Source organism: Glaciihabitans tibetensis, from assembly GCF_003003265.1.
Classification (GTDB): domain Bacteria; phylum Actinomycetota; class Actinomycetes; order Actinomycetales; family Microbacteriaceae; genus Glaciihabitans; species Glaciihabitans tibetensis.
In genome coordinates, this window is record NZ_PVTL01000001.1 from 105208 (window position 1) to 119307 (window position 14100).

Genomic DNA, 14100 nt, shown 5'->3' on the forward strand with positions numbered 1-14100 from the left:
GATCACCTGCCCTCTCCCAGAACACAGGTCTAAATACCCGACCACAACCCGCCGAGGTCCGCTACGGACAGGTGCCTGATTCGCGACATCCCGCTCAAAAATGAGCAACTATTCCCGGGGCAGGGAGTACTCAGCTGCTAATTTGGCCGAGTCACGTCGCAGCCAATCTTTGTCGAAGCTGCACATTGTGACCATCTCAAAGGGGAGAACCATGGGCATCGCTTCCAGCGTTCCGAGTGAAACAGCAGACGACGGGATGGTGACGCGCGATCCTTCGCTGCCGCCAGTCGCAGTCGACCCGCATATCCAGGAAGCGGAGGACCGCAACTGGACTCCCGCGAAGATCGCGATCTGGGCAGCGATCTCGCTGTTGGGCGGCCTCAGCTGGGTGATGCTCGCGATCGTACGTGGCGAGTCCGTCAACGCCATCTGGTTTGTTTTCGCGGCCGTCTGCACCTATCTCATCGGGTACCGGTTCTACTCCAAATACATCGAAAAGCACCTTCTCAAGCCGAATGACCGCCGGGCCACCCCCGCGGAATACAAAGCTGACGGCAAGGACTACGCCGCGACCGACCGCAGGGTGCTGTTTGGGCACCACTTCGCGGCGATAGCCGGAGCGGGTCCACTGGTCGGGCCCGTACTCGCGGCACAGATGGGCTACCTGCCCGGAACAATCTGGATCATCGTGGGGGTCGTTCTCGCCGGCGCGGTGCAGGACTACCTCGTGCTCTTCTTCTCGATGCGTCGGGGCGGGCGTTCGCTCGGCCAGATGGCCCGCGACGAACTCGGCGTGATCGGCGGCACTGCTGCCCTGATAGCGACGCTCGCGATCATGGTGATCATCGTCGCGATCCTCGCCCTCGTTGTGGTCAACGCGCTCGCGGAAAGCCCGTGGGGAGTGTTCTCCGTGAGCATGACCATCCCGATCGCGCTGTTCATGGGGTGCTACCTGCGGTTCTTCCGCCCGGGCAAGATCACCGAGATTTCCATCATCGGCTTTGTGTTGCTGATCGCGGCCATCGTCGGCGGTGGCGCCATCGCCGGTACCGAGTGGGGCGCGGCGTTCTTCCACGTCGAGCCGCTTCCGCTGGCCATCGGAATCATCATCTACGGTTTCGTCGCGGCAATTTTGCCGGTCTGGCTGCTCCTCGCGCCGCGGGACTACCTGTCGACGTTTATGAAGATCGGCACTATCGGGATGCTCGCGGTCGCGATCATCATCGTTCGGCCGGAGATCTTTGTGCCCGCCGTCAGCGAATTCGCCGTCGCCGGAAACGGCCCGGTTGTCGCCGGCACACTCTTCCCGTTCCTGTTCGTCACGATTGCCTGTGGCGCGCTCTCCGGCTTCCACGCACTCATCGCTTCTGGCACCACGCCGAAGCTGGTGGAGAAGGAACGCCAGACCCGCGTCATCGGTTATGGCGGGATGCTGATGGAGTCGTTCGTTGCCATCATGGCCCTGGTCGCGGCGCTGTCGATTGACCGCGGCATCTACTTCGCGATGAACTCCTCCGCCGCGATGACTGGCGGCACCGTCGAAGGCGCTGTCGCGTTCGTCAATGGACTCGGACTGACGGGTGTTAACCTCACCCCGGAGATGCTCACCCAAACGGCGAAGGACGTCGGCGAGGCATCCATCATCTCCCGCACCGGCGGCGCCCCGACCCTGTCCGTCGGGCTCGCGCACATCATGCAGCAGGTCTTCGGCGGCAGCGGCATGATGGCGTTCTGGTACCACTTCGCGATCATGTTCGAGGCGCTGTTCATCCTCACCGCGGTAGACGCCGGCACCCGCGTGGCCCGGTTTATGCTGCAGGACAGCCTCGGCAACTTCTTCCCGAAGTTCAAGAACACCTCGTGGCGTCTCGGAGCCTGGCTCACCACGGCGATCATGGTCGCCGCGTGGGGCGCCGTGCTGGTGATGGGTGTCACCGACCCACTCGGCGGGATCAACACGCTCTTCCCGCTGTTCGGCATCGCCAACCAGCTGCTTGCGGCGATCGCGCTGGCGGTGTGCATGGCTATTGTCGCCAAGCGGGGGCAGTTCAAATACCTCTGGATCGTGGCAGTGCCGTTGGGCTTCGCCGCGGTCGTGACGATCAGCGCGTCGTTCCTGAAGATCTTCTCGAGTGTTCCCTCGGTCGGCTACTTCGCCAACAACCGGGCCTTCTCCGAAGCACTTGCGGCGGGAGAGACCAGCTTTGGTACCGCGACGAGCGTGGAAGCGATGGAGGCGGTGGTGCGCAACACGATGATCCAGGGCATTCTCTCGATCCTGTTTGTCACCCTCGCGATCATTGTGATTGCCGCCGCCGTGCACGCGACCTGGAAGGCGTTCCGCACGCGATCGAACTCCACGAACGAGGATCCGGCAATCGCGTCGCAGATGTTTGCGCCGGCCGGCTTCGCCTCCACCAAGGCTGAAAAAGCCGTCCAGGCCCAGTGGGACGCACTTCCCCCTGCTGACAAGCCCCGCCGGTCGGGCCACTGATGGGGACGTCACCGATGGGGACGTCACTGATGACGGCAGTGGGAGCGTCAGATTGGCGGATGCTGGCAGCGCGTGCTGCTGCCCGACTGAGAGCCATCGCGCAGCACGTCTCGTGGTACGTCTCCGCGATGATGGGCGACGACGCGTACAGAAAGTATCGCGAGCACCACGAGTCGCAGCACCGCGACGACGACAGCGCGGAGCCGATGCTGACCGAGAAGCAGTTCTGGCGAGACCAGACCGACCGCCAGGACACCAACCCGCAGGGGCGATGCTGTTGAGTTGACCGCCGATCCCTGGCCAGTAGTCCCGGTCGAACTGCACCCGGGACAATCGCGGCGCGTAGACTCGAATCCATGCGTGTTCTTGCAGCAATGAGTGGTGGCGTCGATTCCGCGGTGGCGGCGGCGCGGGCCGTCGAGGCCGGACATGATGTCGTCGGCGTCCATCTTGCCCTCAGCCGGATGCCGGGCACCCTGCGTACCGGCTCGCGCGGATGCTGCACGATCGAAGACTCGATGGACGCCCAGCGCGCCGCGAACATCATTGGCATTCCGTATTACGTCTGGGATTTCTCCGAGCGCTTCAAACAGGACGTGGTGGATGACTTCGTCTCCGAGTACTCCGCCGGTCGCACCCCGAACCCATGCATGCGCTGCAACGAACGGATCAAGTTCGCGGCGCTGCTAGAGAAGGCGATCGCCCTCGGTTTCGACGCCGTTGCCACGGGTCACTACGCAAACATCGTCACCGACGCCGGCGGCAACAAGCAGCTGCACCGCGCTGCCGCCTGGGCCAAGGACCAGTCCTACGTGCTCGGCGTGCTGAATACCGAGCAGATCAACCACAGTATGTTCCCGCTGGGCGCGACACCGTCCAAGGCGGAGGTGCGCGCCGAGGCTGCTGAGCGCGGGTTCAGTGTCGCTTCAAAGCCCGACTCCCATGACATCTGTTTCATCCCGGACGGCGACACCCGCGGCTGGCTCGCGGAGCGGGTGGGCGCGGAGAAGGGCACGATCCTCGAGCGTGATGGCTCCGTTGTCGGAACCCACGAAGGGGCACACGCCTTCACCGTCGGGCAGCGTCGTGGTCTGAGCCTCGGGGTGCCCTCGCCAGACGGCCGTCCGCGGTTTGTGCTCGAGGTTCGACCGAAGGACAACACCGTCGTGGTCGGCCCGAAGGAGGCGCTCGACATTGCCGAGATCGCCGGTATCAAGATCAGCTGGGCTGGCCTGGACCCGGTGCAGTCCGGCATCGTGACGGATCCGTCCGATCCCTTTGAGTGTGAGGTGCAGATTCGCGCGCACGCCGACCCGGTACCCGCGGTAGCCCGCGTGGTGATGGTCGGGGAAAGTGCCGAACTAGTCGTCACCCCGCACGTTCCTCTGAACGGCGTTGCCCCGGGCCAGACCGCCGTCATCTACGTGGGCACCCGCGTGCTCGGGCAGTGCACCATCGATCGCACCGTCAGCGCCGTGCCGGTGCCGGCCGCCGCAGCACACTAGTTCACTAGTCGCTTCCCGGCGGCAGGCACCAACGTCGGAGGTGTTCCGTAAACTGAGCGAGTGGCTGAGACATACACGATCGATGAGCTGGACACCGCCAAGAACGAACGCGATCTGCTGACGACGCGCATCCTCGAATGGCGCGAGGCGTACTACGTGCGCGACGAGAGCCTGGTCTCCGACAGCGAATACGACATCGCCCTGCATCGGCTCGAAGAGCTGGAACGCCTTTTTCCTGAGTTGCAGAGCCAGGACAGCCCTACCCAGATCGTCGGCGGGCGCGCCCAGGCAACCCTGTTCGACCCGGTGGAGCACGCCGAGCGAATGCTCAGCCTCGACAACGTGTTCTCGGTTGACGAGTTCCTGGCGTGGTCGACGAAAGTCGAACGTGACTCCGGCCGGCGGGTCGACTATCTGTGCGAACTGAAGATTGACGGGCTCGCGATCAACCTCCGCTACGTCGACGGCGTCCTCGTCTCCGCGGCAACGCGCGGCGATGGCGTTGTGGGTGAGGACGTCACGGAAAACGTCGCCCTGGTCAGCTCGATCCCTCAGAAGCTCGCCGGAACGGGGCATCCACCCGTCGTCGAAGTACGGGGAGAGGTTTTCATTCCGGTAGTTGCGTTCCGCGAAATGAACGCGGAGCAGACGGCCGCCGGAGACCGGGTGTTCGCCAACCCCCGCAACGCCGCCGCGGGCAGCTTGCGGCAGAAGGCAGAGGGCAAGAACCCCGAAAAGCTCGCGTTGATGCATCGTCGTCTCGGGCGACTCGAAATGCTCGTTCACGGCATCGGGGCGTGGCCAAATCCACCCGTCGATTCGCAGAGCGCTGTGTACGAACTCCTGAAGGGGTGGGGCCTGCCGACCAGCCCGTACTTCTCGGTGCGCGACAGCAAAGAAGCTGCCGCGGAGTTCATCGAACACTACGGAGTGCACCGCGACAGCGTTTCTCACGAGATCGACGGAATCGTGGTGAAGGTCGACGAGCTCGAACTGCACAACGAGCTCGGCGCGACCAACCGGGCGCCGCGCTGGGCGATTGCGTACAAGTATCCACCAGAGCAGGTGAACACCACGCTTCTCGACATCGTTGTCAGCGTCGGCCGCACCGGTCGCGCGACACCGTTCGCGGTGATGGAGCCCGTGCGTGTGGCGGGCTCGGTTGTGCGCCAGGCGACCCTGCACAACCAGGACGTCGTGAAAGCAAAAGGCGTGCTCATCGGCGACACCGTCGTGCTGCGCAAGGCGGGTGACGTGATTCCCGAGGTTCTCGGTCCCGTGACGGAGCTGCGCGACGGTACGGAACGCGAGTTTGTGATGCCGACGGACTGCCCGGAGTGTGGCACGCCGCTTCGGCCCATGAAAGACGGCGACATCGACCTGCGCTGCCCGAACGCGCGTGCCTGCCCGGCACAGGTGCGGGGGAGAGTGGAGCACATCGGCAGCCGCGGCGCACTCGACATCGAGGTGCTCGGCGAGGTCACTGCGGCGGCCCTCACGCAGCCAGTGGTACCCGCCACGCCGCCGCTGGTGACCGAGGCTGGATTGTTTGACCTCACCGTCGAAGACCTTTTCCCGATTCGCGTGCTTGTGCGAGACAGCGAAACCGGCGAGGTGAAGTTAGTCGATGTGGCGACCAACGCCGACGGCAGCCCGGGGGTGCCCATCCCCAAGGAGGTCACTCCATTCCAACGGCTCCGCAGGCTGAAGGGACGAGACGCCGACCCGGTCTTCGACCGCGAGGATCCGCCGCAGGGGGGCAATGCTTTCGTCGGTGACGAGCTGCACGTGCCGTCCAAGGCAGCCATCGACCTGATCGAGAACCTCGAGAAGGCGAAGACCAGCCCGCTCTGGCGGCTGCTGGTGGCGCTCAGCATCCGTCACGTTGGTCCCGTCGCCGCTCGCGCACTGGCCAACTACTTCGGGTCGCTCGACGCGATCCGCGCCGCGACGGCGGAAGAGCTCGCGGCGGTCGAAGGCGTCGGTGGGATAATCGCCGAAGCCGTTCTCGACTGGTTTGAGGTGGACTGGCATCGGGACATCATCACCGTCTGGACGGCCGCCGGGGTTCAGTTCGCCACTCCCGGCCATCCCGGCCCAGGGGCCGCCGTTTCGGCGGATGGTCCCCTCGCGGGTTTGACCGTCGTAGCGACCGGCAGCCTCGAAGGCTACACCCGCGAAGGCGCGCAAGAAGCGATCATCGCGGCGGGTGGCAAGTCAGCCTCCAGCGTGAGCAAGAAGACCGACTACGTTGCAGCTGGTCCGGGTGCCGGATCCAAGCTGGGCAAGGCCGAAGCGCTCGGCCTGCGCATCATCGATGCGGCGCAGTTCACTGCCCTGCTCGCTGGGGGACCGGACGCGATCGCCCTGCCAACCGAGCAGGCAGCCGAACCAGCAGGGGGATCAGCAACCGAGCAGGCCGAAGAACCGGCATCCGAACCAGCGGGGGATTCAGCAGCAAAGCCGGCCGTGTAGCTCGCTTGGACAGCGCCTCCGACGACGGCTCTGACACCGCCGCGGAATCGGTTGCGCAGCCCGCCCCGGGCCCCGCTATGTCGTCCGCAAAAACGGCCCCCGAACTGGGGTAGACACATGGGCTGTTCGTAACGCGAAGTTAACGTGAATTCCTCGCGTTTACGCGAGTGGCGCCAATAAGATTGCCCTGTACCTCGCCCCACCCGAGGGGGTGATCAGGTGGGGTACCTAGAGGGGGGCCCGGCCGAATTGCTGTTAGTAGCCGCAGCTCTTCTTTACGCCTCCGCACAGGGTCCTGTCGCGGGGCTTGTAGCCGTGGGCGAAAACTCCTACTCCGTTGTGAGCGAAGTCGCGACGGGCACCGATCCCGCCTCCATGCCAGGGGTCACCCCGCTGTTTCTCGTGAGTAACATCTCGAGCGATTCATCCGCCGTGCACGGGGGTGCCGCTCCCAGCGCTTCTGCGGCGATCCCGCCATACCTGCTCGCGGACGCGGGGGGAGCGCCCGTCGGCGACCTGGGCATCCGTCGGACGGCGACTACTGCTGGACTCTCTGCTGCTGTACCAGCCGTCTCGATGGCGGAGCTCACCACGCTGCGCAGTGTGCCGCTGTTGCGGCAACTGGGATACTTGCCCGAGCGCACTCTCTCGTCTTTCCTGAGCGCTCATCCCGCCATCGTTCCCGAACTGCTCGCTGCGCCGCCGGCGGCCACGGAAGTCACGGGGTGGTGGGCGTCGCTCGATTCGGCCGCGACAGCAACGCTCGCTGAGGCGGCCCCGCAACTGGTTGGCAACCTGGAAGGCATTCCCGCCAGCGTTCGCAACGAGGCCAATCGGCGATGGCTCAACCAGTCGATCACGAGCCGCGAGGACACCGCCGCGACCTCGGACAGCCGAACCCTCGCAGCCCAGGCAGAACGTGAGTTGCACATGCTGGGTGAGGTCGAGGATGCGCTCGGGACCCAGAAGTCTGTTCCCGCGCGCAGCTTGTTATCGGTGGATCCGGAAGGCCAGGGGCGAGCGGCGGTGGTTCTCGGGGATTTGGCGGAGGCCGACTACGTCACCTTCCTGGTACCGGGGATGTTCTTCACGATCGACGGCCAGATCAACGACTGGACCGATGACGCCGCCCGGATCTACGACGAGCAGGTGAGCTGGTTGAACCTGATCAGCGAGACTGACTCCGAGGAAGCGGCGAAGACGGTGGCGGTGATCGCGTGGATGGGCTACGAGACCCCGAATCTCACGAACATCGGCAGCCTCGATCTCGCGGAAAAGGGAAGGGACGCGCTCGCCGGCGCCATCCAGGGTCTGTTGGCCGAACGCTCGAGCGACGAGCCGTATGTGAGCGTCGTCGCTCACTCCTACGGCACCACCGCGGCACTGATGGCAGTCACCGAGTACGACTTCTCGATCGACGCATTGGCGCTGGTCGGTTCTCCGGGTAGCGCCGCGCAGTCCGTCGACGAACTGCACGTTCGCGACGGGAACGTGTTCGTGGGCGAAGCGGCCTGGGATCCCGTACCGAACACGGCGTTCTTCGGCAGCGACCCCGGTTCAGAGAGCTTCGGCGCCCACCAGATGAACGTAGGCGGTGGGGTCGACCTGATTACCAATGAGGTCCTCGCCGCGTCCATTGGGCACAACGGCTATTTCGGCGCCGGCAGCGAGTCGGTGCGCAACCTTGCCCTCATTGGTATCGGACAGACCGAGCTGGTGACCGAAGGCTCCGCTGACGACAAAGAGAAGACGCTCGCGCTCCTTCACCGGTGAACGCGCCGTCGGTGGTAGCTTTTCTCACAACTCCTGACGCAGATTGAGGACAATGATGTCGTCCCATCCCCGTGCGCCCGCGGTCACGGTGCATTCGGTCACAGCCCGTGTGGTGACGGTGGGAGCGACGATGCTGTGTGTGTCCGCGTTCGCGGTTACGGCGAGCGGCTGTGCCCTCAGCGCGGGAAGCGGTGACTCTGCCGGCGCCGCACGCGATTCGCTGTATGAGACGCTCGACAGCACACAGGACCTGCTCGGCGGCAGCTGGGACAACCAGGATGATCCCACTTCGCGCGGCTGCGTAATTCCGCTATGGACAGACGGCGAGTCGTTTCCGGCTCTGCGGGTGGGGCCGGATCCTGCACGGGCGGATGTCGCGGTCGCGACTGTGTCGGCATTCTGGAGCGATCTCGGACTCGAGTTGACGACCACCGATGTCGGAGAGGTGGTCGAGCTGCAGGGCGAAAGCGACCTCGGCGAAGTGCTCATCCTGCGGATCAGCGCCGAGGCAATGACCCTCCAGGGCGAGAGCGAATGCCGCCCGGCAGCGTGACACCTCGAGCGTGACACCTCGAGCGTGAGGCGCTCGGGTCACGCGACGCGATGAACCTAGGCGGTGAACACTCGATTGACGGCGTGGAACTGCGCCTCGGGAAGGTTGTCGACGGCGGCCTGAACCCGCGCGAGCATCTCATCCGACATCACGGGTAGGGCGTTCAGCGAGAACCACGCGGCCTCCGTGTTCTCGCCGTCGGCGGGGCTGGGATCTCCCGCCTCCCAGCGCATCCGGAAAACCAGGTCGAGGTATTGGCTCAGGTCGCCGTTGTCGTACTGGGTTGGCGGTGTGACCGCGACCAACACCAGGCGCTCCGCGGAGGAAATGACGTCGGCCTCCTCCTCGACTTCGCGGACGGCCGCGACGGCTGGCTCCTCGCCGGGGTCGATGATGCCCGTCACCGGCGTCCACTGTCCGTTGTCTGCGCGCCGGACCAGGAGGACATCTTCTCCACGGATGACCACAGCGGTGACGCCCGACAGCCACAGCGGAGCGTTGCCGATCTTTTCGCGCAGGGCAAGGACGAAGTCAGGCGTAGTCATGAAGGCACTATAGCCGCGCGGTCCAACCAGTCAGCACGAATACACTGGAGCGGTATCCCCGATTGACACTTCTACGGAGTCGTATGTCTGAATCCCACCCAGAACCCGCCGACGGGATCACCGCCGATGTGGTGCGCCACCTCGCCGGGCTGTCGCGAATCGCCCTGTCCGACGATGAGATCGGAAAGTTGACTGGCGAGCTCGGCGCAATCCTCGAGAACGTTGCCAAGGTCAATGAGGTCGCGACTCCCGATGTGCCGGCGACGAGTCATCCGATTCCCCTCACGAACGTGTACCGGCCCGATGTACCGGGCGAGACCCTCACTCTTGAGCAGGCGCTCGCGGGTGCCCCCGAACACGACGGAAGCCGTTTCAAGGTCAGCGCCATCCTGGGAGAAGAACAGTAATGAGTCTCATCTACCTGAGTGCCGCGGAACTGAGCGCGAAGCTCGGCAGCGGCGAAGTGTCGTCTGTCGAGGCGACACAGGCCCACCTTGACCGCATCACCGCCGTCGACGGTGACGTGCACGCGTTTCTCCACATCAACGCTGAGGCACTGAAGACCGCAGCTGACGTCGACGCTCGTCGCGCCGCGGGCGAGCAGCTCGGCGAACTCGCCGGTGTGCCCATCGCGATCAAGGATGTCCTCTGCACGATCGGGATGCCTTCGACCGCGGGTAGCCGCATTCTCGAGGGCTGGATTCCGCCGTACGACGCGACCGTGGTGTCGCGCCTACGCGCGGCCAACCTCATTCCTCTCGGCAAGACCAACATGGACGAATTCGCCATGGGGTCCTCCACCGAGCACTCCGCGTACGGCCCGACGCATAACCCCTGGGACCTCGAGCGCATCCCGGGAGGCTCCGGTGGCGGATCGGCCGCCGCGGTTGCCGCCTTCGAAGCGCCCATTGCTCTCGGCTCCGACACCGGCGGTTCTATCCGCCAGCCCGCGGCCGTGACCGGCTCTGTCGGCGTCAAGCCCACCTACGGTTCCGTCTCCCGCTACGGCGCGATCGCCCTCGCGTCTTCCCTCGACCAGGTCGGACCGGTCTCCCGAACGGTGCTCGACTCCGCCCTCGTGCACGACATCATTGGCGGCCACGACCCGCGGGACTCCACCTCGCTCAAGGACACCTGGCCGTCGTTCGCCGCTGCGGCTCGCGCCGGAGCCACGGCCGAGTCGCTCAAGGGCCTCCGCGTCGGTGTGGTGAAGCAGCTCGACGCTCCTGGTTTCCAGGATGGCGTCAAACTGCGCTTCCACGAATCCCTCGCCATGATGGAGGAGGCCGGGGCGGAGATCGTCGAGGTCAGCGCTCCCAACTTCGAGTACGCGGTCGCTGCCTACTACCTGATTCTGCCCGCCGAGGCATCCAGCAACCTTGCGCGTTTCGACTCCGTGCGCTTCGGCCTGCGCGTGAACCCTGCGGGCGGTGGCACCGTCGAAGACGTGATGGCTGCAACCCGCGGTGCCGGTTTCGGTGCAGAGGTCAAGCGTCGCATCATCCTCGGTACCTACGCGCTCAGCGCCGGCTACTACGACGAGTACTACGGCAGCGCGCAGAAGGTGCGCACGCTCATCCAGCGTGACTTCGACGCGGCGTTCGCGCAGGTGGACGTTCTGGTGAGCCCGTCGGCGCCGACGACCGCGTTCAAGCTCGGCGAGAAAATCGACGACCCGCTGGCGATGTACCTCAACGACGTCACCACGATCCCGGCGAACCTCGCCGGTATCCCGGGGATGGGGCTGCCGATCGGCCTCGCACCCGAGGACGGCCTCCCCGTCGGCCTGCAGATCATGGCACCGGCACGCGCCGACGATCGTCTCTACAAGCTCGGCGCCACCCTCGAGCGCATGCTCGAAGAGAAGTGGGGTCACACCCTGCTCAGCCAGGCCCCGAACCTGACCCCCACCGAAATGTTTGCAGCAAGCGAAGGCGCCGTCTAATGGCTAAAGCAGAACTGATGGACTTCGACAAGGCCCTCGAGCTGTTCGAGCCCGTGCTCGGCTTCGAGGTGCACGTCGAACTCAACACCAAAACCAAGATGTTCTCCGACGCTCCGAACTTTTTCGGGGGAGAACCGAACACCAACATCACCCCCCTCGACCTCGGTCTGCCTGGGTCGCTGCCGGTCGTGAACGAGCAGGCCGTCCGGTACTCGATCAGCCTGGGGCTGGCGCTGGGGTGCTCGATCGCCGAGTCGAGCCGATTCGCCCGCAAGAACTACTACTACCCGGACACCCCGAAGAACTACCAGATCAGCCAGTTCGACGAGCCCATCGCGTACGACGGCAATGTCGAGGTGGAGCTGGCGGACGGCCGTAAGTTCCAGATCTCGATCGAGCGCGCCCACATGGAAGAGGATGCCGGCAAGCTCACCCACATCGGTGGCTCGACCGGTCGCATCCAGGGTGCGGACTACTCGCTGGTCGACTACAACCGCGCCGGTGTTCCCCTCGTCGAAATTGTCACCAATATGATTTTTGGTGCAGAGAAGGATGCCCCGGAGCTGGCCAAAGCGTATGTCTCAGCCATCCGCGACATCGTTGTGTCGTTGGGCATTTCCGACGCCAAGATGGAGCGAGGCAACCTGCGGTGCGACGCGAACATCTCGCTGTCACCGCGGGGCTCGGGCAAACTCGGCACCCGCACCGAGACGAAGAACGTGAATAGCCTCCGCAGCGTGGAACGCGCCATCCGCTACGAAATCCAGCGTCAGGCTGCGATCCTCGCCAAGGGTGGAACCATCCTGCAGGAGACCCGCCACTGGCACGAGGACACCGGCGTGACCAGCGCAGGACGACCGAAGAGCGACGCGGACGACTACCGCTACTTCCCCGAGCCCGACCTGCTTCCCGTTGTGCCCGGCGCCGAGCTCATCGAGCAGTTGCGCCTCGCTCTCCCCGAGGCTCCGGCGATTCGTCGCCGTCGGCTCAAGGAGGCCTGGTCGTTCACTGACCTCGAATTCCAGGATGTCCTGAACTCCGGCCTGCTCGTCGAGGTCGAGGAAACCGTCGCTGCCGGCGCGTCGGCGCAGTCGGCCCGCAAGTGGTGGACCGGCGAGATCGCGCGCCTGGCGAACATCGCCGGGGTGGACGCATCGACTCTGGTGTCGCCGCTGCACGTTTCCGAGCTGATCGCGCTGATCGAGTCCGGAGATCTGACCGACCGCCTGGCCCGCCAGGTGCTCGAGGGTGTCGTCGCCGGCGAGGGCGCTCCCCACGAGGTTGTCGATGCGCGCGGCCTCAAGGTCGTTTCCGACGACGGTGCCCTGATCGCTGCGATCGATGAGGCCCTCGCCGCGCAGCCCGACGTTCTGGCTAAGATCCGCGATGGCAAGGTGCAGGCGGCTGGCGCCGTAATCGGTGCCGTGATGAAGGCCATGCGGGGGTCCGCTGATGCCGCGCGTGTACGCGAACTGGTGCTGGAACGCGCGGCGGTAACCGAGTAACGTCTCGCCTGATAACCGAAAGTAACGTCTGGCGTGACGGCCGAGGGACCACACATGCTGCTGATCGAGGTTGTGCGACGCTGGGGACTCATCATCCTCGGCGTCGCGCTGCTCATTGTCGGCGTCATCGTGGTCGTTGAGGTTCCGGATGGCGACTCACGCGTGATTGTGGGGTGGGGGATGTCGCTGCTCGGCGTTGTGCTCGGCGCAGTGGGGCTCGCCGCAGAGGTGCGCCGCAACCACCGCGGAACCGGCCGCTCCGACTAAGTTGCCGCGGGCCGTTCGGACCGCCTGGCGCCCGGTGATCCGGCAGAGCAAAGTGCCAGCCACGCAACAATTGTGACTGAACCGTATCCTCGCCGCAGTGCGGAGTACGGAAACAGTGAGCTATCGTCGGACTCATCGCATCCGGGGCCGTCCCTGGTGCTGGGAGAGGCACACGTGCACACGACAATCCGTAGCGAGGCAGTGGCGGCAACCAGGGCAGTGCGCACCCGCACGGCGTTAGTTAAAGCGGCCGGAATAGCCGTACTGCTCCTCGCGGGAGTTACGGCGTGCGCACCGGCGATTATCGGATCCGGGTCGACAGCTGGCCCCTCATCGGCTCCCACGGAGACCGCCGCGTCGCCGAGCGCGCCCGCATCAGCGCCGACCGCGACACCGACCGCGACACCGACACCGATCCCCGCCGGACCCGCTGCATCTGTGCTCATCGGGGCTGAAGCCACGGACATCGTTGATGCTAACGGGGTGGTGCTCGCCAGCCTGCGGTACGCATCAGACGGAGACGCGGCCGTAGCCCTGGCAACCGAAATTCTCGGTCCTCCGACGGGTACCGACTTCGCCGTCGGGCTGCCCCACTACGCTCCGGCCGATGGAACCATGTGGGGAGGCTTCCAGATTTGGGTCAACCGCTACGAGCCCTACGAGGGACAGGAAATCAAGCAGCCCACCGGAGACGAACTGTTGTACGAAACGCCCTTCGCCGTCCTGGCGTCCGCGCCGGAAACGTCGACGGGAATTCCGATCACCGCTGTGGACGGCACGGCGGTTGGCGACCTGTATTCCGATGTCATCGCGGGCAAGGACGCCACCGTGGTCCACTACGACGAAACGTTCGGCTATGGCACAGTGGCACTAGATCTGCCGACGAGCTTCCCGGCATTCACGGACGCGGGGGAGGGGGTGCCGCCGATGGCGCACGGGGTGATTGCGGGGGCGGAAGCGGTGACCGGTCCGATAACGTCGATCAGATCGCCGTTCGAGCTGTACAGCTTGGTATAGATACGTTCGTTGGTCCGAAAA

Annotated in this window: 12 protein-coding genes; 11 read left to right on the forward strand and 1 reads right to left on the reverse strand. The window is 65.1% G+C overall.

What is annotated here, in order from left to right:
• Positions 1-211 precede the first annotated feature (211 nt).
• From B0I08_RS00505 to B0I08_RS00530, 6 genes are all read left to right on the forward strand, one after another.
• A complete protein-coding gene (locus B0I08_RS00505; protein ID WP_181243097.1) occupies positions 212-2494 on the forward strand; it encodes a carbon starvation CstA family protein in 2283 nt (760 codons plus the stop codon).
• A gap of 59 nt (positions 2495-2553) precedes the next feature.
• On the forward strand, positions 2554-2775 hold the full coding sequence (locus B0I08_RS00510; protein WP_106208770.1) for a YbdD/YjiX family protein: 222 nt from the start codon (positions 2554-2556) through the stop codon (positions 2773-2775).
• Between the two features lie 75 nt (positions 2776-2850).
• Positions 2851-3999: a tRNA 2-thiouridine(34) synthase MnmA gene (mnmA, locus tag B0I08_RS00515; protein ID WP_106208773.1), complete on the forward strand. Its 1149-nt coding sequence runs from the start codon at positions 2851-2853 to the stop codon at positions 3997-3999.
• A 60-nt stretch (positions 4000-4059) separates the two neighbouring features.
• Positions 4060-6474, forward strand: a complete 2415-nt coding sequence (ligA, locus tag B0I08_RS00520; RefSeq protein WP_106208775.1) for an NAD-dependent DNA ligase LigA — start codon at positions 4060-4062, stop codon at positions 6472-6474.
• Between the two features lie 315 nt (positions 6475-6789).
• Positions 6790-8247 carry an alpha/beta hydrolase gene (locus B0I08_RS00525; protein ID WP_146134280.1) on the forward strand — a complete coding sequence of 486 codons (1458 nt, stop codon included), beginning with the start codon at positions 6790-6792 and terminating at the stop codon, positions 8245-8247.
• A 52-nt stretch (positions 8248-8299) separates the two neighbouring features.
• On the forward strand, positions 8300-8800 hold the full coding sequence (locus B0I08_RS00530; RefSeq protein WP_106208779.1) for a hypothetical protein: 501 nt from the start codon (positions 8300-8302) through the stop codon (positions 8798-8800).
• 56 nt (positions 8801-8856) lie between these two features.
• Here B0I08_RS00530 and B0I08_RS00535 read toward each other — a convergent pair whose 3' ends face one another.
• Complete coding sequence (locus tag B0I08_RS00535) at positions 8857-9345, reverse strand: NUDIX hydrolase (RefSeq protein WP_106208781.1); 489 nt, start codon at positions 9343-9345, stop codon at positions 8857-8859.
• Between the two features lie 83 nt (positions 9346-9428).
• Here B0I08_RS00535 and gatC point away from each other — a divergent pair, with 83 nt between their 5' ends.
• From gatC to B0I08_RS00560, 5 genes are all read left to right on the forward strand, one after another.
• Positions 9429-9752, forward strand: coding sequence for an Asp-tRNA(Asn)/Glu-tRNA(Gln) amidotransferase subunit GatC (gatC, locus tag B0I08_RS00540; RefSeq protein ID WP_106208783.1), 324 nt, complete (start codon positions 9429-9431; stop codon positions 9750-9752).
• The gene (gatA, locus tag B0I08_RS00545; RefSeq protein WP_106208785.1) at positions 9752-11290 is read left to right on the forward strand and encodes an Asp-tRNA(Asn)/Glu-tRNA(Gln) amidotransferase subunit GatA; all 1539 of its coding nucleotides are present in this window, start codon (positions 9752-9754) and stop codon (positions 11288-11290) included. The genes gatC and gatA overlap by 1 nt, the downstream gene beginning before the upstream one ends.
• The gene (gene gatB, locus B0I08_RS00550; protein WP_106208787.1) at positions 11290-12795 is read left to right on the forward strand and encodes an Asp-tRNA(Asn)/Glu-tRNA(Gln) amidotransferase subunit GatB; all 1506 of its coding nucleotides are present in this window, start codon (positions 11290-11292) and stop codon (positions 12793-12795) included. The genes gatA and gatB overlap by 1 nt, the downstream gene beginning before the upstream one ends.
• Positions 12796-12849: 54 nt before the next feature.
• A complete protein-coding gene (locus tag B0I08_RS00555) occupies positions 12850-13062 on the forward strand; it encodes a hypothetical protein (protein ID WP_106208789.1) in 213 nt (70 codons plus the stop codon).
• A 174-nt stretch (positions 13063-13236) separates the two neighbouring features.
• Positions 13237-14079, forward strand: a complete 843-nt coding sequence (locus tag B0I08_RS00560) for a hypothetical protein (RefSeq protein WP_146134281.1) — start codon at positions 13237-13239, stop codon at positions 14077-14079.
• Positions 14080-14100: the final 21 nt, after the last annotated feature.